Annotated in this window: 17 protein-coding genes; 11 read left to right on the top strand and 6 right to left on the bottom strand. The window is 44.6% G+C overall.

Features of this window, described 5'->3' with window-relative positions; genetic code table 11:
* Positions 1-93 precede the first annotated feature (93 nt).
* The 6 genes from rpsA (at position 94) to HUX74_RS17115 (ending at position 5,408) form a co-directional block, all read left to right on the top strand.
* On the top strand, positions 94-1,890 hold the full coding sequence (gene rpsA / locus HUX74_RS17140) for a 30S ribosomal protein S1 (protein ID WP_174647082.1): 1,797 nt from the start codon (positions 94-96) through the stop codon (positions 1,888-1,890).
* Between the two features lie 175 nt (positions 1,891-2,065).
* The gene (locus tag HUX74_RS17135) at positions 2,066-2,857 is read left to right on the top strand and encodes a hypothetical protein (RefSeq protein ID WP_174647081.1); all 792 of its coding nucleotides are present in this window, start codon (positions 2,066-2,068) and stop codon (positions 2,855-2,857) included.
* A 34-nt stretch (positions 2,858-2,891) separates the two neighbouring features.
* Positions 2,892-3,806, top strand: a complete 915-nt coding sequence (locus HUX74_RS17130; RefSeq protein WP_117964177.1) for a ribonuclease Z — start codon at positions 2,892-2,894, stop codon at positions 3,804-3,806.
* A 135-nt stretch (positions 3,807-3,941) separates the two neighbouring features.
* Positions 3,942-4,496 carry an RNA polymerase sigma factor gene (locus HUX74_RS17125; RefSeq protein WP_117964178.1) on the top strand — a complete coding sequence of 185 codons (555 nt, stop codon included), beginning with the start codon at positions 3,942-3,944 and terminating at the stop codon, positions 4,494-4,496.
* A 47-nt stretch (positions 4,497-4,543) separates the two neighbouring features.
* Positions 4,544-4,909, top strand: coding sequence for a hypothetical protein (locus HUX74_RS17120; RefSeq protein WP_008665222.1), 366 nt, complete (start codon positions 4,544-4,546; stop codon positions 4,907-4,909).
* Positions 4,910-4,934: 25 nt separating this feature from the next.
* Positions 4,935-5,408 carry a hypothetical protein gene (locus HUX74_RS17115; RefSeq protein WP_009038074.1) on the top strand — a complete coding sequence of 158 codons (474 nt, stop codon included), beginning with the start codon at positions 4,935-4,937 and terminating at the stop codon, positions 5,406-5,408.
* Positions 5,409-5,538: 130 nt separating this feature from the next.
* Here HUX74_RS17115 and mazG read toward each other — a convergent pair whose 3' ends face one another.
* Both mazG and HUX74_RS17105 read right to left on the bottom strand, forming a co-directional pair.
* Entirely contained in the window at positions 5,539-6,360 is an 822-nt protein-coding gene (mazG, locus tag HUX74_RS17110; RefSeq protein WP_117964180.1) for a nucleoside triphosphate pyrophosphohydrolase, read from the bottom strand.
* An 11-nt stretch (positions 6,361-6,371) separates the two neighbouring features.
* The gene (locus HUX74_RS17105) at positions 6,372-7,418 is read right to left on the bottom strand and encodes a DUF3810 domain-containing protein (protein ID WP_117964181.1); all 1,047 of its coding nucleotides are present in this window, start codon (positions 7,416-7,418) and stop codon (positions 6,372-6,374) included.
* Between the two features lie 101 nt (positions 7,419-7,519).
* Here HUX74_RS17105 and HUX74_RS17100 point away from each other — a divergent pair, with 101 nt between their 5' ends.
* Entirely contained in the window at positions 7,520-10,153 is a 2,634-nt protein-coding gene (locus tag HUX74_RS17100) for a valine--tRNA ligase (protein ID WP_174647080.1), read from the top strand.
* Between the two features lie 78 nt (positions 10,154-10,231).
* Here HUX74_RS17100 and HUX74_RS17095 read toward each other — a convergent pair whose 3' ends face one another.
* From HUX74_RS17095 to HUX74_RS17080, 4 genes are all read right to left on the bottom strand, one after another.
* Complete coding sequence (locus tag HUX74_RS17095; RefSeq protein ID WP_174647079.1) at positions 10,232-12,646, bottom strand: glycoside hydrolase family 9 protein; 2,415 nt, start codon at positions 12,644-12,646, stop codon at positions 10,232-10,234.
* Positions 12,647-12,651: 5 nt separating this feature from the next.
* A complete protein-coding gene (locus tag HUX74_RS17090) occupies positions 12,652-13,581 on the bottom strand; it encodes a ThuA domain-containing protein (protein WP_174647078.1) in 930 nt (309 codons plus the stop codon).
* Positions 13,578-14,072 carry a hypothetical protein gene (locus HUX74_RS17085; RefSeq protein WP_174647077.1) on the bottom strand — a complete coding sequence of 165 codons (495 nt, stop codon included), beginning with the start codon at positions 14,070-14,072 and terminating at the stop codon, positions 13,578-13,580. The genes HUX74_RS17090 and HUX74_RS17085 overlap by 4 nt, the downstream gene beginning before the upstream one ends.
* A 354-nt stretch (positions 14,073-14,426) precedes the next feature.
* Positions 14,427-15,005: an RNA polymerase sigma-70 factor gene (locus tag HUX74_RS17080; RefSeq protein ID WP_008665234.1), complete on the bottom strand. Its 579-nt coding sequence runs from the start codon at positions 15,003-15,005 to the stop codon at positions 14,427-14,429.
* A 137-nt stretch (positions 15,006-15,142) separates the two neighbouring features.
* Between HUX74_RS17080 and HUX74_RS17075 the strand changes: the two genes are divergently transcribed.
* The 4 genes from HUX74_RS17075 (at position 15,143) to HUX74_RS17060 (ending at position 22,539) form a co-directional block, all read left to right on the top strand.
* Positions 15,143-16,156: a FecR family protein gene (locus tag HUX74_RS17075; RefSeq protein ID WP_057255723.1), complete on the top strand. Its 1,014-nt coding sequence runs from the start codon at positions 15,143-15,145 to the stop codon at positions 16,154-16,156.
* 235 nt (positions 16,157-16,391) lie between these two features.
* The gene (locus HUX74_RS17070) at positions 16,392-19,793 is read left to right on the top strand and encodes a TonB-dependent receptor (RefSeq protein ID WP_174647076.1); all 3,402 of its coding nucleotides are present in this window, start codon (positions 16,392-16,394) and stop codon (positions 19,791-19,793) included.
* Between the two features lie 12 nt (positions 19,794-19,805).
* The gene (locus tag HUX74_RS17065) at positions 19,806-21,797 is read left to right on the top strand and encodes a RagB/SusD family nutrient uptake outer membrane protein (protein ID WP_174647075.1); all 1,992 of its coding nucleotides are present in this window, start codon (positions 19,806-19,808) and stop codon (positions 21,795-21,797) included.
* A gap of 25 nt (positions 21,798-21,822) precedes the next feature.
* Complete coding sequence (locus HUX74_RS17060; RefSeq protein WP_117964186.1) at positions 21,823-22,539, top strand: DUF3823 domain-containing protein; 717 nt, start codon at positions 21,823-21,825, stop codon at positions 22,537-22,539.
* The last annotated feature ends 3 nt before the right edge of the window (positions 22,540-22,542 follow it).

Raw genomic sequence — 22,542 nt, 5'->3', positions numbered from 1 at the left:
TAGTTCAAGAAAATACTTCTATCTTTGCGCCCGATTTACAATGAGTCAACATAAAGTCTCACTTAATTAACGAGTTAAACAATTTATTTATTAATGGAAAATTTAAAGAATGTAGCTCCTATTGAAGACTTCAACTGGGATGCTTATGAGAACGGCGAATCAGTAGCCAGTGCAAGCCACGAAGAACTGGAAAAGGCGTATGACAATACGTTGAACAAGGTTAACGACCGCGAGGTAGTTGATGGAACCGTAATCGCAATGAACAAGCGTGAAGTAGTTGTGAACATCGGTTACAAATCAGACGGTATCATTCCGATGAGTGAATTCCGTTACAATCCTGAACTGAAGGTTGGTGATACTGTTGAGGTATACATCGAAAATCAGGAAGACAAGAAAGGACAGCTCGTTCTGTCTCACCGTAAAGCTCGTGCTACCCGTTCTTGGGATCGCGTAAACGCAGCTTTGGAAAACGAAGAAATTATCAAGGGTTACATCAAGTGCCGCACAAAGGGTGGTATGATTGTAGACGTATTCGGCATCGAAGCTTTCTTGCCGGGTTCTCAAATCGACGTGAAGCCTATCCGCGACTACGATGTATTCGTTGGCAAAACTATGGAATTCAAGGTTGTTAAGATCAACCAGGAATTCAAGAATGTGGTTGTTTCCCACAAGGCTCTTATCGAAGCCGAACTGGAACAACAGAAGAAGGAAATCATCGGTAAACTCGAAAAAGGACAAGTTCTCGAAGGTACCGTTAAGAATATCACTTCCTATGGTGTATTTATTGACCTGGGTGGCGTAGATGGTTTGATTCACATTACAGACCTTTCTTGGGGCCGTGTCAGCGATCCGAAAGAAGTGGTTGAACTCGACCAGAAACTCAACGTCGTTATCCTTGACTTCGACGATGAGAAGAAGCGTATCGCTCTCGGTTTGAAGCAACTCACTCCGCATCCTTGGGATGCACTGGATACTAACCTGAAAGTTGGTGACCACGTGAAGGGTAAAGTTGTTGTTATGGCTGATTACGGCGCATTCATCGAAATCGCTCCGGGTGTTGAAGGTTTGATTCATGTATCTGAAATGTCTTGGTCACAACACTTGCGTTCTGCACAAGACTTCATGAAGGTAGGTGACGAAGTAGAGGCAGTAGTCCTAACTTTGGACCGCGAAGAACGTAAGATGTCTTTGGGTATCAAGCAACTGAAGTCTGACCCGTGGGAAACTATCGAAGAGAAGTATCCTATCGGCAGCAAGCACACTGCAAAGGTTCGTAACTTCACTAACTTCGGTGTATTCGTTGAAATCGAAGAAGGTGTTGACGGCTTGATTCACATCTCTGACCTGTCTTGGACGAAGAAGGTTAAACATCCGTCTGAATTCACTCAGATTGGTGCAGACATCGACGTACAAGTTCTGGAAATCGACAAGGAAAACCGTCGCTTGAGCCTTGGCCACAAGCAACTCGAAGAAAATCCCTGGGATGTATTCGAAACTGTATTTACAGTAGGTTCTGTACACGAAGGTACTATCATCGAAATGCTGGATAAGGGTGCTGTAGTTGCTCTGCCTTATGGTGTAGAAGGTTTCGCTACTCCGAAGCACCTCGTTAAGGAAGACGGTTCACAAGCTCAGTTGGACGAGAAGCTTGAATTCAAGGTAATTGAGTTCAACAAGGACGCTAAGCGTATCATCCTTTCTCACAGCCGTATCTTCGAAGATGCTGCAAAGGCAGAAGAAAGAGCTGAAAAGAAGGCTGCTACTAAGAAGTCAACCGGTAAGAGAGAAGACGTTGCTCCTGCTATCCAAAACCAGGCTGCATCTACTACTCTGGGTGACATTGATGCTTTGGCTGCCTTGAAGGAACAGATGGAAGCTGGAAAGAAATAATTACTCCGTTCTATAAATGAAGGAAGGGTACTTGCGCAAACAAGTGCCCTTCTTTTTTATGATTTGTCAATAGAATTTTATGGAATTAAGGATGGTTTTTCCATAAATGTTTATCTTTGCAGGGTGGTTACTTTTGCAATCATAGAAATATTCAATAATTTAATTTTCATTTATTATGAAAAACATGTTCAAAAATGCAGGGAAGATGGTGTTGTTCACTTGCCTGTCGCTGATGTTACTAACCGCATGCGGTCAGAAGTCTAAACTCAAGCTGGCTATTGCAGCAGCCAACAAACAATGTCCCATGGATATGGGAGCTTCCGGCGAAATATCCAGCATTACTTTTGATGGGGCGGATGTGGTATATGTGCTGCTTATGAATGAAAGTTTCCTCGATATAGATGCTTTGAAAAAGAATCCCGATGCAATGAAGTCTGCTGTGACTGTTATGTTGGGTAATCCACAAGGGGCTATTAAAGAGATGCTGGATTTGGTTGTCGGTACTGATTCCGGTATGAAGTTCATCTATAAAGGAAAGACATCCGGTAACGAAGTGGAGTGTTATCTGACTACTCAAGACTTGAAAGATATATTGAATGGCGGTTCAGCTGCTGAAAGCAGTGATAAGAAGAAATTGGAAGAGCAAGTGAAGATGACCAACGTATCATGCCCGATGCAGGTGGATGAAGCCACTTTGCTCAATAAACTGACAATCGAGTCGGATAAGGTGCTGTATCATTATACGATTGACGAATCTGTAGTACAGATGTCTGCTTTGAAGGAAAATGCAGAACAGATGAAGGCAAATGTGAAGAACTCTTTGAATTCCTCCGATCCAGCCTTGCGCATGTTCTTGGAAGTATGTGTGAAGTGTGATAAAGGGGTGGGCTATCTGTATAAAGGGAATAAATCTAGAGAAACTTTTGAAATATCCTTTGGAATTTCAGAGATAAAGGCTCTTCTATAAATCAAGGAGTAGAAATCAGTTCGGAAGGTTTGGAATGGAAAAGTTTGAGTTACATATTCTTGGTTGTGGTTCCGCTTTACCCACAACACGTCATTTCCCTACGTCTCAAATTGTGAACGTGCGCGACAAGCTGTTTATGATTGATTGTGGGGAAGGGGCACAGTTGCAGTTCCGTAAATCACATCTGAAGTTTTCACGTTTGAATCATATCTTTATCTCTCACTTGCATGGAGACCATTGTTTTGGCTTATTGGGACTGATTTCTACACTAAACCTTTTAGGACGTACAGCCGAGTTGCATATCCATTCTCCAAAAGGGCTGGAAACATTGCTGACACCTATGCTGGACTTTTTTAATAGACAGATGACGTACAAGGTCCTTTTCCATGAGTTTGATACGAAAGAACCGATGCTGATTTATGAAGACCGTTCGTTGACGGTTACTACCATTCCTTTGCGTCATCGTATGCCGTGTTGTGGCTTTTTGTTTGCAGAAAAGCAGCGTCCTAACCATATTATCCGTGAAATGGTCGATTTCTACCAAGTGCCGGTATACGAATTGAATCGTATAAAGAATGGGGCCGATTACGTGACACCGGAGGGAAAAACTGTTTCCAACAACTTGTTGACCCGCCCTTCTGCTCCGTCCCGCAGTTATGCCTATTGCTCGGATACCATCTATCTTCCTTCTATCGTAGAGCAGATAAAAGGAGTTGACTTGCTTTTTCATGAAGCGACATTTGCGAATGAGGATGCACCGCGTGCTAAAGAAACATTTCATACAACTGCTGCACAAGCGGCTGAAATAGCCAGGAGGGCTGAGGTGAAGAAGTTGTTGATAGGACATTTTTCGGCACGATATGAAGATGAAAATATCTTACTTCAAGAAGCATCCGCTATTTTTCCGGATACTCAGCTTGCCAAAGAAACACTTTGTGTATCGGTATGAATTAAACTTTTCGTATCTTTGCACAAGTGCGAAGATAACTGCACCTCGACATAAAAAATGAACTCGTTCATTTTGTTCTGCTTTCGGTTTGCATTATCTTTGGCAGTCTAAAATAACAAATGCGAATAGAAATTTATGACCCCTTCCTATAATGAACGCGAAGTGTTGGCCCTTCTGCAAGAAGAAAGCACACAAAAGCGGGGATTTGAGATGATTGTTGCCCAATATAGCGAGCAGCTGTATTGGCAGATTCGTCGTATGGTCCTCTCTCATGAAGATGCCAATGATTTACTTCAGAATACTTTCATTAAGGCATGGACCAATATAGATTATTTTCGGGCAGAGGCTAAACTCTCTACCTGGCTCTATCGCATAGCCTTGAATGAATGCCTCACTTTTCTGAACAAACAACGGGCTGCTTCCACAGTATCTTTGGATGATCCCGAGGCAGATGCACTTCAAAAGCTTGAAAGTGATCCTTACTTCTCCGGTGATAAAGCAGAGATGGCTTTGCAAAAAGCCTTGCTTGCCTTGCCGGAAAAACAACGTATGGTGTTTAATTTGAAGTATTACCAGGAAATGAAATACGAAGAGATGTCTGATATATTCGGTACTTCCGTAGGTGCCTTGAAGGCTTCTTATCACCATGCCGTGAAGAAAATAGAAAAGTTTTTGGGTGAGGAGTATTAAACCTTTGCCACAAAACAATGTCTAATTAAACAGAAAGGAGAAAGCTTATGAAAGAAGAAGATAAAATACTGAAAAAGATAGGGACGGAAAATCCTTTCCGCGTTCCTGACGGCTACTTTGAGAATCTTACTTCAGAGGTAATGAACCGGCTTCCCGAAAAAGAAAAACTCACTGCTGTACAGACAGAGCCTACAATGTGGCAGAAGGTAAAGCCTTGGTTGTATATGACCGCCATGTTTATAGGTGCGGCATTGATTATCCGCGTGGCTTCTTCGGAGCATACTCCATCTGTAGAGCGTATGGCTGCTGATGATACGGAAACAGAAATGGAATATATTAATATGGCTGTAGAGAATTCCATGCTGGATGATTATTCATTGTATGTTTATTTGGCAGACTCTGATGCAGAATAAGGTAACAACACTCAATTATTGAAAAATGAAAAGACTGATTGTTTTATTGGTTATGATATGTGGCATGATGCCCCTGCTTTGGGCTAGTGATGGATGTGATCAGCATCTGTCACCCGAAGAGTTTCGTGCCAAACAAAAAGCGTTTATAACGGAGAAAGCCGGGCTGACGAGTGAGGAAGCAGCCAAGTTCTTCCCATTGTATTTTGAATTGCAAGACCGGAAAAAGCAGTTGAATGACGAGGCTTGGAAATTGCTCCGGCAAGGGAAAGATGAAAAAACAACCGAAGCCCAGTATGAGGAAATTATGGAAGGTGTGTATGATGCCCGTATTGCTTCTGACCGGTTGGACAAGACCTACTTTGATAAATTCAAGAAGATATTGTCTTGTAAAAAGATTTATCTGGTGCAAAGAGCTGAAATGCGTTTCCATCGTGAACTGCTGAAAGGCATGCATAAAAAGGGAGATGGCCCCCAGCGAAGACCGCAAGGGAAAAAATGAGTAGTGAATGAATTACAAATAAGGAAGGTTGCCACGATGGTGTGAGCAACCTTCTTTTGTTAATGAGAGATACCTCGTTTTAGCCTTGTTAAACCTCTACTTTAGTTCCCTAAACCTCTACTTTAGCCAGTTAAACCTGACCTTTAGAAGAATCATCTTGTTTGCTTTCTTTTTCCAGTGCTTTCGCTTCATTCCATAGCTTATCCATTTCTTCCAGTGTCATGTCATGGAGATTTTTACCCTCCTTGATGCTGTGTGCTTCTACATAGTTGAATCGGTTGATGAACTTCTGGTTGGTGCGTTCCAGTGCATTGTCCGGATTGATTTTGTAGAGGCGGGCAGCATTGATGAGGCTGAACATGACATCGCCGAATTCGGCTTCAGCTTTCTCCTTATCCATATGGGCGACTTCAGCCTGGAATTCCTGGATTTCTTCTTTTACCTTATCCCACACTTGCTCGCGTTCCTCCCAGTCAAATCCTACATTGCGGGCCTTGTCCTGGATACGATAGGCCTTAATGAGTGAGGGTAGGGCGGCGGGTACACCGCTCAATACTGTCTTGTTTCCATCTTTTTCCTTTAACTTCAACTGTTCCCAGTTTTCAGAAACCTGACCTGCGGTTTCGGCCTTTACATCACCGAAGACATGGGGATGGCGGAAGATAAGTTTCTCACAAAGACGGTCGCATACGTCTTTCATATCGAAATCACCGGTTTCGGAGCCTATTTTTGCGTAGAAAGCTACATGCAGCAGCACATCGCCCAACTCTTTGCAGATGTCATTCTTATCATCGCGCATCAAGGCGTCACAAAGTTCATAAGTCTCTTCGATAGTATTGGGGCGCAGACTTTCATTGGTCTGCTTGCGGTCCCAGGGACATTTCTCGCGCAGTTCGTCGAGTATGTCGAGGAAGCGGCCGAAGGCTTCCATCTGTTCTTTTCTTGTATGCATGGTTTTGAAATTTAGTTTTTCCATTCTTCGTATGAGATAAGCAAGCCTATTACTTCCGAATAGTTCTTGCGTCCGCTTTGAATCTTGTTTCCTTTCAGGTACAAGTCATAAATCCAGTTTTGAATGTCCCCGATGAGCGGACTGTATTTTTCCATCCAGTATTGCTGGTTCTTTTGGGCCAGTTCTATGATTTCAGGACGTATCCGGCTGAAAAGCTCTGCGTATTCTTCTTCGCTCATCAGTTGGCGGGCGCTACCCAGCACATGTGAGAGTACGGAGAAATACCCGCTGAAACGAATCTCTTTCACTTGCGAACGGGTACAGACCTGATAAGCGTAAAAGTTTGCTTCAGCCTCGCTGGTGATACCCAGCAGGTGGGCCAGCTCGTGGGCATAAGTAGCGGGATATTGCGACGGGAGCAAATCACCGTTCAGTGTAAATTCGCAGAAGAAGGGTCCCATGCTTCCCGTAACACCGACCATGGAAATGAACGGGGTGAAAAGCATGGTTTTTACACGTGGAGAAGAGTGAGGAGGGCGGTGTACCCCCAGCGTATCACTGATTTGGTTGTATCCGTATACGCTTTCCCGGCAGACCAATGGTTCGTCAATAGAAGTAATGTCCGTATAAGAAGTGTTCAGTTTGTCGATATAGTTGTATACAAATGTCCGGAAGATTTCGGGAGTATAGGCAGTATAAGGTATGTTTGTCCTGCCGTAGAAATCTTTCTGTGAGTAGTTCAGTCCCCATGCCAGATAGAACCATACGTATATCCACAGCAAGTATTCCATCTCGTTCAGCAGAATCTGTTTCCACTTCTTTTTCTGAATATAGCGTGCCCTGATGGGATTGAAAAGGAGTCCGATGATGCTGAGGAAAATAAACAAGTCGCCTATGGCAAAAGGTATGAGTTTTGAAAAGGAGGACAGAATATGGGAGATTACCGGATATACAGACTGCGCATATACTTCTCCCAAACTTGGTATGAGCTGTGTTGCCCATGTGATAGACAGTAACACGATTAATATGACATACCGGATTTTTAGCTTCCCCCTCATTTTATATACTGTTTTGTAGGGACAAAAATATATATTTAAATTTTAATTCATTAATTTTGTCCCCGTTATTCGCAATAAATTAATTATAGAGATTTAAAAACATGGAATTAGCAAGTAAGTACAATCCCGCTGACGTGGAGGGAAAGTGGTACCAGTATTGGTTGGACCACAAATTATTCAGTTCGAAACCCGATGGTCGTGAGCCTTACACCGTCGTCATCCCGCCCCCCAACGTCACTGGTGTGTTGCACATGGGACACATGCTTAATAATACCATACAAGATATTCTGGTACGTCGTGCCCGCATGGAAGGCAAGAATGCCTGCTGGGTGCCGGGAACCGACCATGCTTCCATTGCTACCGAGGCCAAGGTGGTGAACAAGCTTGCCGCACAAGGCATCAAGAAGACGGACCTTACCCGCGACGAATTCTTGAAACACGCTTGGGAATGGACTGACGAACATGGCGGCATCATCTTGAAGCAGCTCCGCAAGCTGGGTGCTTCTTGCGATTGGGATCGTACAGCTTTTACTATGGATGAGAAACGCAGTGAAAGCGTGCTCAAGGTTTTTGTTGACTTGTATAACAAAGGTCTGATTTATCGTGGTGTCCGTATGGTGAACTGGGACCCGAAGGCACTGACCGCTCTTAGTGATGAGGAAGTAATCTATAAGGAAGAGCACAGCAAGCTGTACTATCTGAAGTATATGGTAGAAGGTGACCCCGAAGGAAGTTATGCAGTGGTTGCTACCACCCGTCCTGAAACCATCATGGGAGATACAGCCATGTGCATCAATCCGAATGACCCCAAGAACACTTGGTTGAAGGGTAAGAAGGTGATCGTTCCGTTGGTAGGACGTGTTATTCCGGTTATCGAGGACGATTACGTAGATATAGAGTTCGGTACCGGTTGTCTGAAGGTAACTCCTGCCCACGATGTGAACGACTACATGCTGGGTGAAAAGTATAACCTGCCGAGCATCGACATCTTCAATGATAACGGAACGCTTAGTGAAGCTGCCGGCTTGTATATCGGCATGGACCGTTTCGATGTGCGCGAGCAGATTGAGAAGGACCTGGCTGCTGCCGGATTGCTGGAAAAAGTGGAAGCCTATACCAACAAGGTAGGTTTCTCCGAACGTACCAATGTGCCCATCGAACCGAAGCTTTCCATGCAGTGGTTCTTGAAGATGCAGCACTTTGCCGACATGGCTTTGCCGCCGGTGATGAATGATGAGTTGAAGTTCTATCCTGCCAAATATAAGAATACGTACAAGAACTGGTTGGAAAATATCAAGGACTGGTGTATCAGCCGCCAGTTGTGGTGGGGGCATCGCATTCCTGCTTATTTTTTGCCGGAAGGTGGTTATGTAGTGGCTGCCACTCCCGAAGAAGCCTTGGCATTGGCAAAAGAGAAAACGGGTAATGCAGACCTTAAACTGGAAGACCTTCGTCAGGATGAGGACTGCCTGGATACTTGGTTCTCCTCCTGGTTGTGGCCCATCTCTTTGTTTGACGGTATCAACAATCCGGGTAACGAGGAGATAAACTACTATTATCCTACCAGCGACTTGGTGACCGGTCCGGACATTATCTTCTTCTGGGTAGCCCGTATGATTATGGCAGGCTATGAGTACGAAGGCAAGATGCCGTTCAAGAACGTTTACTTTACGGGTATTGTCCGTGACAAGCTGGGACGTAAGATGTCCAAGTCGTTGGGTAATTCTCCCGACCCGCTGGATTTGATTGAGAAATACGGTGCCGACGGTGTACGTATGGGCATGATGCTTTCAGCTCCTGCCGGAAACGACATCCTCTTTGACGATGCATTGTGTGAGCAAGGACGTAACTTCAATAATAAGATATGGAACGCTTTCCGTCTGATTAAAGGTTGGGAAGTCAGTGTGGAAGTTCCGGTACCGGAAGCTTCAGAACTGGCAGTACGCTGGTTTGAGGCCAAGCAGAATGAAGTAGCTGCCGAAGTGGCTGATTTGTTTAGCAAGTACCGTTTGAGTGAAGCGCTGATGGCTGTTTACAAACTGTTCTGGGACGAATTCTCTTCCTGGTATCTGGAAATGATTAAACCGGCATACGGCCAGCCCATTAACCGGAAAGTGTATGAAGCAACTATCGGTTTCTTTGATAACTTGTTGCATCTGCTCCATCCGTTCATGCCATTTATTACAGAGGAGTTGTGGCAGCATCTTTGCGACCGTACAGACGGTGAGAGCTTGATGGTAAGCCCGTTGTCAATGTCGGCATTGGTAGATGAGGATATCATCCGGGAGTTTGAAGTGGTGAAAGAGGTTATCAGCAATATCCGTTCCATCCGTTTGCAGAAGAACATCGCCCAAAAAGAGGTACTTGAGTTGCAGGTTATCGGTGAGAATCCGGTTGTGGCGTTCAACGCGGTTGTTACGAAAATGTGTAACCTTTCGTCCATCAATGTGGTGGAGAACAAGGCCGACGGTGCTGCTTCCTTCATGGTAGGTACTACGGAATATGCCGTACCTTTGGGTAACATGATTGACGTGGAAGCCGAGATAGCCCGTATGGAGGCCGAACTGAAGCATAAGGAAGGATTCTTGCAGGGTGTGCTGAAGAAACTGGGTAACGAGAAGTTTGTGAATAATGCTCCTGCCGCCGTTCTTGAGATGGAACGCAAGAAGCAGGCAGATGCTGAAAGTATCATCAAATCTCTCAAGGAAAGTATTGCAGCATTGAAAAAGGCATAACTGTCCGTCACATAAAAACAGAGAAAAAGCTCCGGAACCTTCAACTCCGGAGCTTTTTTTAGCGGTATAATGAACTGTTTATTTGAATAGTTCTGCTACGCACCACATTAGGCGTGCGGTGGTGTGAGTCCAAATTTCCTTATAGGTACAGTTGTTTTGCATCGGGAAGTAGGGTTCGTCCTCATTTTCGAATGTTTCGATTCCTACGGGTACAGCTCCCACCACATCTCCGGCATAGGCTCCGTAAAGTGGCGGGTAGTCATATCCGTCTCCATAAACGGTACTCATGGCAAACGGGTTGTAGCCTAATATGTATTCTACCTGGCGGGTTGCAATATCCCTTAACGCTTTGTCGTTGAATAGGCGTGCAAGAATAAAGGCTGCTTTGGCTTTACCCATGACAACAGCGTGGAATCCCCTGAACTGGTAGGCAACGGGGAAACGGCGCAGGTAGAAATTCTTTGAGAGAGGGATACCGTTGCGCACTTGTGCATTGTATTCTTCCAGACTGGGAAGCCCTACCTGCTCGCCTTCATGGTACAGATTCTTATAATCGGTATTATCCACCTCGTATATGGCGCTTGGCAGTATGCCATACGGCTCAATCAGTTGTGAAACCCCGCGTAGATAGTCTGCATAGGCTTCACAAGATGCCTGCCACAACGGGGCGTCCGGATGGGTGGGGGCATCTGTCAGTAGCATCGAGAGTCCTTCGGCCATCAAGTGCTCTTGGCTTTGGTGATAATAGGCCAGGATACGTTTTTTCCGGGAAGATTCATAGAAGAAACCTCGCAGGGGGATTTTCCAGTCGGTACGCTTTTCCAACTGTTGGCCCGCCATGACGGTACGTGCCAGCCGGGTTGCCCAGTCCAGATAGTAAACATCTTGTGTAAGGCGGTACAAACGCATGGCTGTGACGGTGGCAAGGGCATAAAGTTCGGTTTCGTTCTGTTCCGTCCTTTGTGTATCCAGCAGGTCGATGGCGAATTGGAAATCCTCAATGGCACTGTTCCGGCACCACCGTGCAAATACCGGGTCTTTCTTTTCAAAATGAGGGGCGGCGAGTGCGCAACTGGAAGCGGCTTTCAGATTGTCCGTAGGTGTATTTCGTGCTTCTGTCTGCATGTCGTCTTTGTCACCACGGATATTCTTTGTCCAAATGCCGATAATCAGTCCGCCCAGTCGGTAGCCGTCACCGAAGCGGGTACGCAGAATCCAGTTCACTCCCCAGCGTGCCTCTTCCAGCAGGCGTTCGTAGAAGATACTGTCTTTGCCTTGTACGGCACCGGCCATTTCGAGGAGGGCGATGCACGATTCGGCTGTATTTCCCGTTCCTTGAGTCAGGTCGGCTGCATCGTGCCATCCTCCGGCAATACTCATGCTCCGTCCGTCGGGATGATAGGCGAATACATCCTGATGGCATTCCTGATGAATGCCGGGCTGGTCGAAACCGCAACGTTCGGAAAAGAAGAAGTTCAGCGTGTGCCAGGCGGTAGACAGGTAGGCATCATTTCCGATGGGGAAAGGCTTTGATTGTACATCACCGATGGAGAGGAAGTATTGTCCGGGCGTATTGAAACTGCTGAAGTCCAGCACAAGAAATCCTTTGTCCTGCTTCTTGTCTTGATTCAGAGGACTGGCCTTACCTTGATAAACGGTTTGTCCCGTGGCGGCATCGTGTAGGCTGAAAGTCCTTTCCGGTACGTGCTGCACCAAAGCCTGCTTGCGTGCTCCCGGCTTGTATCCGCTGTGGCAGTAGGCCATTGCATCTTTTCGCAGGTCGAATCCCCGGCTGTTTTCCGCTTCTACCTTTTCGATGCGCATGTCATCTATGTATAGGCTCATGTGTTCGCTGGCTCCTGCAGGAGCACCTGCCAGCATGATGTTTACCGAAAAGCCGGTGACACAATCACGGTATAGGTCCGGTATTTCCCATATGATGTGCTGCCATTTGTTGGGATAGACAGTCTCGAAGTGTTGTCCTTCAAAGCGTCCGGGAGTCGGCATGATTTTCTCCCCTTCATTGTATAGGGTGAATCCGGCAAAGGTCAGATAAACGCCCGGTGCATCCACATATACCCAAACGGAAAAGCGGTTGTATTCCCGCAAGTCTTCCCGGTCGAGGGGACGGATAATCTCCGGGGTGGCGTAATTCCGGTTTGTTGGATTCTTCTTGCCCAGGGAGGCAGGAGTGTCCAGGCGGACACTTCCTTTGCCTGAGACAGTGACTTTACGGTCTACATGTATGGTTCCGGGTCCGGTGTGGCGCAGAGCGCCGAAATCTTCGGCCAGGGGGAGTACCCTGCTTTTCAATACCTCTTTCTTTTCCCACCGCGTCAGTCCGGCGTGTGCGGGATTGGCTTTCATTATGCGGTGCACATGATTGCTTTGCTGTAATTGTTTCTCCAGTTCCGTATCGGGTTTCCACGGAGCTTGTGCTTGTGCCTGCATGCAACAGCATGCCAGCAGCAGTGTTCGGATGATGTATTTCATGGTATTCAGTGTTTGGTTTCAGGGTAAGCATGAAAAGGAGCCTTGAACTCCGGACGTAATGTATAAATATCCTTCAGTGGGAAATCTGCGGGAACTTCTTGGGTGACAGCGCCGGTGGCAGCCCATTCGCATCCCCGGAGTAAAGTCACCTGGAAACCGGTGCAGCGCATGGAGTAAGTCATGTTCGGGTCGTTGCCGCAGTGCCCCAGGAGGTCGACGAATATGCGCCCTTTCCCGTAGCTTACTGTCCACATCAACGGTTCATGCCGTCCGCGTTCGTAGGCGGTGGCCAATATTTCCATGTTTCTTACCGGACCGCGTAGGCGGGGATATATCTCGTCCTTGAAGTGTTTCCATTGAGGAGGCAATCCTTGCAGGATAGGATGATGGGGGGCGCGGTGTTCTATGACGGTTTCGTGCTGCAAGCCGTGGTAGCCGGCATACCCCGGAGAGTAGTCGTAGACGTATTGTCCGTCTTTCCAGTACAGATACGGGCCGTCCTTTTCGTTTCGTCCGTCCCATGCCCCCATGCCTATTATCTCGTTGTATTCTTTCCAGTCGGTCATTGGGACGACGGAAGAATGTATCACTACCACACCGCCTCCATCGGCAACGTATTTCTCGAAATTCTTGCGTACGGGCTCTGTCCATGTAGCTCCGCCGTAGTTGATGACGATTAAATCATATTGGTGGAAATCGGGTTTGAAGGTAGCGATGTCTCCACCAAAGTCGGGTGTAAAGGCGAAGTCCACTTTGAACATTCCGCTGTTTTCCAATATCTGCTTCATGGCTTCGCAGGCGCCTTGCCAGTAATGGCTGCCGTCCTGCCCGGCTATCATCATGGTTTTGATTACTTTCTTTTGCTGTGCGTGTGTGTGCGAGGCAGCTCCTATATAAATAAGGAGTACCAGGATAAGTGTCAGTCTTGTTTTCATTTTCCGGAAGATTTAAAGTTTTTGCCAGTAGGGTTCCATTCTATACGGTCGTAGCAGCGTGTGGTGCGCAGATTGTAACCTTGTTCGTCTACGCTGAACTTTCCGTCTTTGAAGTAGGATATGTAGAGCTCGGAGATGCCGTCCTTGTTGCGGTCTTCTACAAGGAGATTGTACTTGTCGGTGACATAAATCTCGTCGGAAATGTATTGTACTTCTTTGGTATAGTTGTCTACGATTGCATAGTAGGCCTTGAAAAGGTCGAAAGTGGGGTAGTGTCCGTTGTCACGTCCGAAAAGCATTACTTCTTCAAGGGCATCGTCCCCGTCCATATTGGCAAGTACGGATTGCTGAAAGGAAAATCCCGGTTTTTGTACTTGTGGAGGAATATTGTCCCATCCTTCCTGATGGGCTGTCACTGAAAATTGCGCTTGTGCATGGATGACGTACACCAGCGCCGACAATAGGATAATCAGTTTTCTCATTGCGTGCATTTTGAGGTTATGATAATAATAGGGTTGCTTCTTGCTTATATGACCGGTGGCCCGGAGTTTTCCCTAACTTTTTTTAGAATAATTAATGAATACGGGATATATAGGGACTTAGTGCCTCTCCCATCAGGACTGAATCGGTCTGACCCGTATACTGAGAGGTCATAACATCCGCATCCTTTCCATTAAAACACCCGGATGTTTTTGGGTAATACATCCGGGTGTTTTGGGTGAAAACATCCCCATGTATTGGGGTAAAACATTCGGATGTTTTGACCTCTCAGTCCTATACTCTTTAGGGCTAAGTCCCGGTGTGTAGCCGGCACGGTATAGGGGACGTTCTGCTTGTGTATGGTCTTAATGCGAGGTGAGCAGGTGCATCAATATCAGTGGCAGATAATCTTTCAGCTTGACCCTTAATATCTTCAAAGCCTGCTGAATGCGGTAGTCTACCGTTTTGGGGGAAACGTTGAGTAGTTCGGCAGCTTCCTTGTAACTCAGATTCTGGAAACGATGCATGATGAAAGCTTCCCTATAAGTAGGCGGCAGTTCGTTGATGGCCCTTTGTATATGCTTGCTTAATTCGTTGATTTGATAGATATCCACCTCCTGCAGCATGGCGAACATTCGTTCATAGTAAGCGGTGTCTGCCCGTTGCTTCACTTCATTTTGGGCAATCCGGGTCATGCAACGATGGTAGACAGCCTTGAACAGATATTGCTTGAGCGAATATTCGATAATAGGTCTTTCGCGGTTTTCCCAAAGCCATAGCATGACGTCTTGAACAATCTCTTCTGCATCTTCCAACCGGACAAAACGATAGCAGTAGGTGCAGAGCACAGAATAGTACTTTTGAAATAACACATCAAAAGCACTTCTATCTCCTTTTTGTATGGCGGATAATAAAGATGTATCTTCTAATGGTATGTTTCTCATAGGGTGGGGGTTCATTATTGTTGGGCAAAAATAGCTTTTTTTCCCATTATAATCTAAGTATATAAAATATTTTTAGCTTTTTGTTTAGGAGTTCTTTTCACCCGTTTGTCTTTAGATTAAAGCTAGCAATAAAAATTATGGTAAAAAGAGAGGGAATGGAGAACCTGCTTCTCAAGTATTATGAAGGAGAGACAACGGAAGATGAAACTGCTCTGGTAGAGGAGTGGTTGGAGGCATCGGAAGAGAACCGCAGGACAGCCCGCCAGGTTCAGACACTCGGCCTGGCGGCGGACATGGCGCAGATTTCATCCAGGCTGGATGTAAAGAAGGCCTTGGAGGATGTACATCGTAAGATGAAACAGAAAAAGGTCAATAGGTATCGGGTATTATTTAGAGGGATGCAACGGGCGGCCGCCATTTTATTCATCCCTTTGATGGTATCGTGGTCTATCCTTTATTGGGACAAGGATAAAGAAGAGATACATATGATGGAAGTCAGGACAAATCCGGGAATGACTACTTCTGTCGAATTGCCGGATGGAACGGAAGTCGTTCTGAACTCGTCGTCGTCGTTGCGCTATCCTTCCCGATTTGCCGATGATAAAAGGGAAGTGAAGTTGGTGGGTGAAGCATTCTTTTCTGTCGCAAAAGATGAAAAGAAGTTCATTGTCGGCACGCTGAACAATTCCAAGATAGTGGTACATGGAACGGAGTTCAACGTAGAGGCTTACAAAGGGAGCAGGACGGTACAGACCACTTTGGTTTCGGGTAAAGTCAGTTTCTCCTATGTGAATAATGGCAGGAGGAATAATGTAATGATGATACCGGGGCAAAAGGTTATTTATGATATAGTGCGGGAAAAGGTCGTTGTGAAAGAAGTCAATGTAGACGTGGAAACATGTTGGAAGGACGGACGCTTGATTTTCAGGAACACTCCGTTTGAAGATATATTGAAGAGTTTGAGCAAAAGGTATAATGTGGAATTCATTCTGAAAAAGGCTTCATTGAAGCAGAATTCCTTTACGGCTACATTTACCAAACAACGTTTGGAGCGAATATTGGAGCACTTCCGAATCTCCTCGAATATTCATTTCAAGTTTGTTGAAGATGGTGATGTGAATGCCGAGAGACAGGTAATAGAAGTTTATTAACCCTTTAAAAAGTAGTATGATGAAACACAAGTCCGTTTAGAAAAACATGCAGGAAAATGTTGGCGCATTTTCCTGCATGAAACACAGTAACTTTTAAATATCTGTTTGGCGACAGATAAAGCAACTTTATTTTTTCACTAGAAATCAATACAAAATTATGAAAAAACACTATTGTATCCAATCATTTAGGGCAAAAAGTGTCCTGATGAGATGCATGAAAAAAATTCCTCTTGCTATGAGATGCACATTATTTATGTTGTTTTGTTTGGTTGGTATGACTTTTGCCAATGAAGGTTATGCTCAAAAGACAATGGTAAACATTGCTCTTGAAGACAAGACCGTTGATGAAGTACTGACAGAATTGGAACAGGGTACTGAATTCGTTTTCTTCTACAACAACAAGCAGATTGACGTTAAGCGCCGTGTATCGGTCCGGGCAAATAACAAAACCATATTCAAGGTTCTGAACGATGTGTTCAAAGGAACCAATATAGGCTATAAGGTATTGGACCGTAATATAATCCTTTATGATAAAGCTATAGGAGCTGATGGGATACAGGCAACCTTGCAGGCTGCGACAGTGAAAGGTTCTGTGGTCGATGCAACCGGTGAACCGGTGATTGGTGCCAGTATCTTGGTGCAGGGAACTACCAACGGTGTCATAACAGACATTGACGGTAATTTCATTCTGACCAATGTGGGCTCTGATGCTACTCTTATAATAAGCTATGTAGGTTATAAGACGCAAAACATAAAGGTTGCAGGCCGAAATTCGTTCAAGATAGTTTTGGTAGAAGATGCTGAGATATTGGATGAAGTGGTTGTTGTAGGATATGGTGTACAGAAGAAAGAATCACTGACCGGTGCCATTGCAGCCATTGGTGCTGATGAAATAGCTACGACCAAGACCGAGAATCTGATTAGCAATATTCAAGGTAAGATGCCGGGGTTATTGATTCGTCAGAAAACCGGAGAGCCGGGAACTTTCGACAATATGGTGAGCATTCGCGGTTATGGTGACCCGTTGGTGGTAATTGATGGTATCACACGTGAAGGTACTGAAGAACTTGCACAGCTGAATTCTGAGGATATAGAAAGTATCTCTATTTTGAAAGATGCTTCTGCCGCTATTTATGGTATGAATGCGGCTAATGGCGTAATCATTGTTACTACCAAAAAAGGTGTAGCCGAAAAGACCAGAGTATCTTACTCAGCATTGTTCGGTATGAAGAATGCCACGGGTATGGAAGAAACGGTAGATGCTTATACTTATCGCATGTTGGCCAATGAAAGGGCACGTAATGACCAGGCTGCCCCTGAATACACTGACGATATTCTGGAACTGTATAGAACCGGGGCTAAGGGTTATACAGACAATAACTGGATTGACATGTTTATGAATAAACTGGCGTTCCAGCAATCGCATACTGTTTCTGTGAGAGGCGGAACGGATAAGGTAAAATATTATGTGAGCTTCGGCTATAATGGCGATAATGGTTTGCTGAAGAGTGGTATCCAATACTATCATAGATATAATCTGAGAAGTAACCTGACTGCAGAGCTTACGAAAGGGCTGAAACTGAATGTGAATCTGTCCGGGCGTTGGGATGAAACCCAAAGGCCGAGAGAGGATTTTATGTGGACTTTTAAGACTTTGATGGTTAATGACCGTGGTATCGGTACTCATACGATTAATAATCCCAATCATTTGTCTGCAATCGGTCCTGAAAACAAGAATCCTTTTGCGTTGGTTGATCCGGATATAGACGGTTATCGCAAGAACAGAGGCCTGACGTATTCTGCCGATGTGGAATTGAATTGGCAAGTTCCTTTTGTAAAAGGGTTGGCATTGAGTCTTTTGGGGTCATTTGACGGTAACAATCGTAACAACTCTTCTTTAAATCGTTCTTATCCGTTGTATGATTATTATACAGATGCGCCTGCCGGTACGGGAGGTAGTACTGATGCTTATTCCAATACGATGAGAATATATCAGAAGATTTATGGTAGGTTGCAGGCTAATTATATGCGTTCTTTCAATCAGCACAATTTGAATGTGACAGCTGTGGCAGAGTTGAGCAGTACACGACGCGATGAATTATCCGGTTCCCGGCAATATTCAGAGTTGTTTACTAATGATATTTTGAATCAGGCAAGTCCGGGTACAGCTACCAATTCAGGGTATCGTAGTTTTGGCCGTTTGGCAGCCTATCTGATGCGTGCGAACTATGATTATGCCGGTAAATACTTGTTGGAGGTAGTAGGACGTTATGATGGTTCTTATCGTTATGCTCCTTCTAAGCGTTGGACGTTCTTCCCGTCGGTAAGTGCCGGATGGCGACTTTCGGAAGAAAGTTTCATCAAGGACAATTTGCCGTTCATTACTAATTTGAAAATCAGGGGTTCTTTTGGGCAAAGTGGATATGATGCCGGTGATCCTTTCCAATATGTATCTGCTTATAATTCAGCTTCTAATGGTTATGTTTTTGATGGTGCCAGCCAGATTATGGGTATGGTAGCTCCTGGTGTAGTGACTGACCGGCTTTCTTGGGTTACATCTTCTATTTCCAATGTAGGTCTGGACTTTGACTTATGGAACGGTAAGTTGAGTGGTACTATCGAGTGGTTCAATCGTAAGAATGAAGGCATTTTGGCTGACCGTGCACAATCTGCTCCTGATACATTTGGTGCAAGTTTCCCGAAGGAAAATCTGAATTCTAACCGGAACCGGGGGGTTGAGATTGAATTGGGACACAGAGGACAAATCGGTAAGGACTTCTCATATTCAGTAAGTGCTAATTTTACGTATGCACGTGAAAGAAGTCTGCATGTGGAACATGCCGAATATACCAGTTCTATGGATAGATGGCTGAATGGAAAGGAAAACCGCAACAGTAATGTGATGTGGTTGTATAAATACGATGGCCAATATACTTCTTTGGAACAGTATGAAACGGCTCCTTTGATTGGTGGAAACTTGGGTAACTCTAAGATGCTTCCGGGTAGTTACAGATTGCTTGACTTGAATGGTGATGGCAGGATTAACAGCAGTGACCGTGTTCCGGAGTTTTGGGCAACCGGTGCAAATCCTCCTATCCAGTATGGGTTGACTTTGGCGGCTTCTTATAAGAATTTTGATCTCAATATGCTGTTTCAAGGAGCTTCCGGTTACTCCATCGGATATGCCAATGATGATGTTTGGGGATATGGTGGCAAGACAAATAAATCTTATTTAATTGCGAAGTATGTAGATCGTTGGCATCCTGCAAATATAACAGATGATCCGTATAATCCTGCCACACAATGGGTAGCCGGTTATTATCCGGCATTACGCCACAATTTCTCCAATACTTCGGATAATGGTAGTAGATGGAATTATGGTATTTCCGTTTGGCTTCCGCAAGCTACTTATCTCCGTTTGAAGAGTATGGAGATCGGTTACAATCTGCCAAAATCATTTATGAAAAGAATCGGGTTGAACAGTGCCCGTATCTTTGTCAATGGTTCAAATCTGCTTACGTTCTGTAACAAGGCTTTGAAGGATGCTGACCCCGAACGTGAGGAAAGGGATTGGGGAGCCAACCTGGCATATCCGTTGATGAGAACTTATAACTTTGGGTTAAACATAAACTTTTAATTCTGAAATACCATGAAAAAAAATATTTTATCGATATTCTCATTATGTGCATTGATGGGATTGTCCGGTTGTAATGCCTTCTTGGAACTTGAACCGCTGGATAAAGTGTCCCCCGAGCAGTTATTGGAGACAGAAGGTGGTGTAAAGGCACTATTGGCAAACATATATACCATGATTCCTATGGAAGATTTTAATTATCGTCCGAACAATGGTTTTAATCAACGCGGTTATGATGGTGTGAATGAAACTACTAATTTAGCATTTCTCACCGACGAAGCTACCCGTAGTGACGGAGGAGTGGGTATAGGTTATGAAGGATTCAATTATTGGCCCTATGGAGATATTCGTCAAGTGAATATTTTTATGCAAAATGTAGAAAAAGCCAAAGAAGCTGGAACAATTTCTGTTGCAGATGCGGATCGTATGACTGGTGAAGCCCATTTTGCACGTGCTTATATGTATTATGGGCTTGTAAAAAGATATGGCGGCGTTCCTCTGATTGACAAAGTGCAGGACGATGATTATGCCGATGGTGGACCGGGTGCTGTAGCAGTTCCCCGCAGTACAGAGTTGGATACTTGGAAATTTGTATTGAATGAGTGTACCCTTGCTGCTGCTACCTTGCCCGATGCGACTTCTGGTTCGGATTTGTATCGCGTAACCAAGTGGGCAGCTTATGCGTTGAAGTCAAGAGTTGCACTTCATGCAGCTTCTGTAGCCAAGTATTGGAATCTGGCACCTTTGGCTGGTGAGGCTGTCACTCAGAAACTGGTGGGTGGAATGACTTCTGCCGATGCCGATGCATTCTATAAAGAATGTATTGAAGCATCTAAGTTCCTTATAGAGAATTCCGGTAAATCTCTTTATAAGCCTACTCCGGCTACTGTTAAGGAGGCTGCATCAAACTTCCAGGCCTTGTTCCTGAATGACCAGAATGAAGAGGTCATTTTCAGTAAAGCGTATCTTAATGGAACAACCAATACTAATCAGGGACATAGCTATGCTCAGTTTAATATCCTTCCTCAAGTCAATCCGGGCGCTCTGAAATATGGACGTTTCAATCCGATGTTGGAAATCGTTGATTTGTTTGAAGATTATACGGATGACGGTACGGGAAAAAGTGCAAAGATTGTAACTCGTACGGATGGGAATGAAGATGCTTATATCGCTAATTTCCATAATATGAATAATGCTTCTGTAGTGAACACCTTGATGTCGGTACCTTTTGTTAAATACAACGATTTGTATGAACCGTTTGCCAACAAGGATGCACGTCTGTTGGCAAGTGTGGTTGTGCCGGGTTCATCTTATGCCGGTACTGAGATTATTATCCAGGGCGGATTTATCAAGGACAATAATAGCTATGTGGCTTATTCAAACGAGTCTACTCAGAAAAATGGAACAACATATTATGCTTTAGGAGCCGAAGGTGAAACCATGTTCTCCGGATTTAATAATGTGAACAGTGGTGAGGATGCTAATTGGACTGCTACAGGTTTTGGAGTCCGTAAGTATATGCCCGAGGGCGAGAGCATGTCTCCCGACCGTCTTTCGTCCACTACCTCTTATATTGATATGCGTTTGGCAGAAGTCTACCTGAATTATGCTGAGGCTGTTGTGGAAAATGGTAGTGGATTTGGCGATAAGGAATTGGCTGAGAACTGTTTGAATGCTTTGCGACGTAGAGCCGGACACACCGACCGGATATCTTTGACATTAGAGAGTGTTTTGAAGGAACGTCGTGTGGAGATGGCGTTTGAAGGAAAGCGTTTTTGGGATATGAATCGTCGTAGGGAATTCCATACTGAGTTCAGCAATAATAGAATTCGTAAAGCTTTGGTGCCGATGCTTGACTTGCGTGGTGCAGAGCCTAAATATGTCTTTGCAAGGGTGAACTACTTTGGTGACGAAACAAGAGGAGGGCGTACTTTCCAGAACATCAATTACTATAGGGGCATACCTAATATTGCCACGAATGGTTTAGTTCAGAATCCTGGTCATTAATTTGAATAATATTAAGTAGAAAGTTATGAAAAAGATATTGTTATTTGTGTCATGCTTCTTATTCGCATTGACATCTTGTGAAATTGATAATTATGAGGGACCGGATGCTTCCATACATGGTTCTATCCTTGACGAACAGACTGGTGAACTTGTAGGTTCTGATATGGAAAACGGTAATGCAATTAAAGTGAGGGAGCATGGATTTACTAATGCTACGGATCAAACCTGGTACATCACAAATACTGGAGAATATCGTAACAATATGGTTTTTGCTGCCACTTATGATGTTCGTTTTGAAAATGGGAATTTTTATCCATTTGAAGTGAAGGATTTTGTTGTTAAACCGGGGGATAATGTGTATGATTTCAAGGTTATTCCTTATATTCGCGTCAAAAGTCCAAAAGTAGAAAAGAATGGCAATGTAATTACTGCTACATTCTCGTTGGAAGCTGGTAAACAAGAAGTGAAATTGAAAGAGATTCAGTTGTTTGCTTTTTCAGATATGTGGGTAGGTAACAATGTGAAATTGACGTTGAATGGAGGGACTGATAAGCAAGTGTTTAGTCCGAGTACTGCTATAAATAGCGCTGATATTTATACATTGTCCATCGATCTGGGACAAAATGCTGATGTCTTGAAATACAGCAAGAATTATTATTTCCGTATTGGCGCTCTGGCTGATGTTTCGGGTGTGGGCACTGTACGGCATAATTATGCGCCGGTAGTAGTTATAAAATTGTAATTT

It is taken from the genome of Bacteroides sp. Marseille-P8574, assembly GCF_902825465.1.
In the GTDB taxonomy this organism is placed as follows: Bacteria; Bacteroidota; Bacteroidia; order Bacteroidales; family Bacteroidaceae; genus Bacteroides; species Bacteroides uniformis.
The sequence above is the reverse complement of the archived record's forward strand: the minus strand, read 5'-3'. Positions and strand labels throughout refer to the sequence as shown.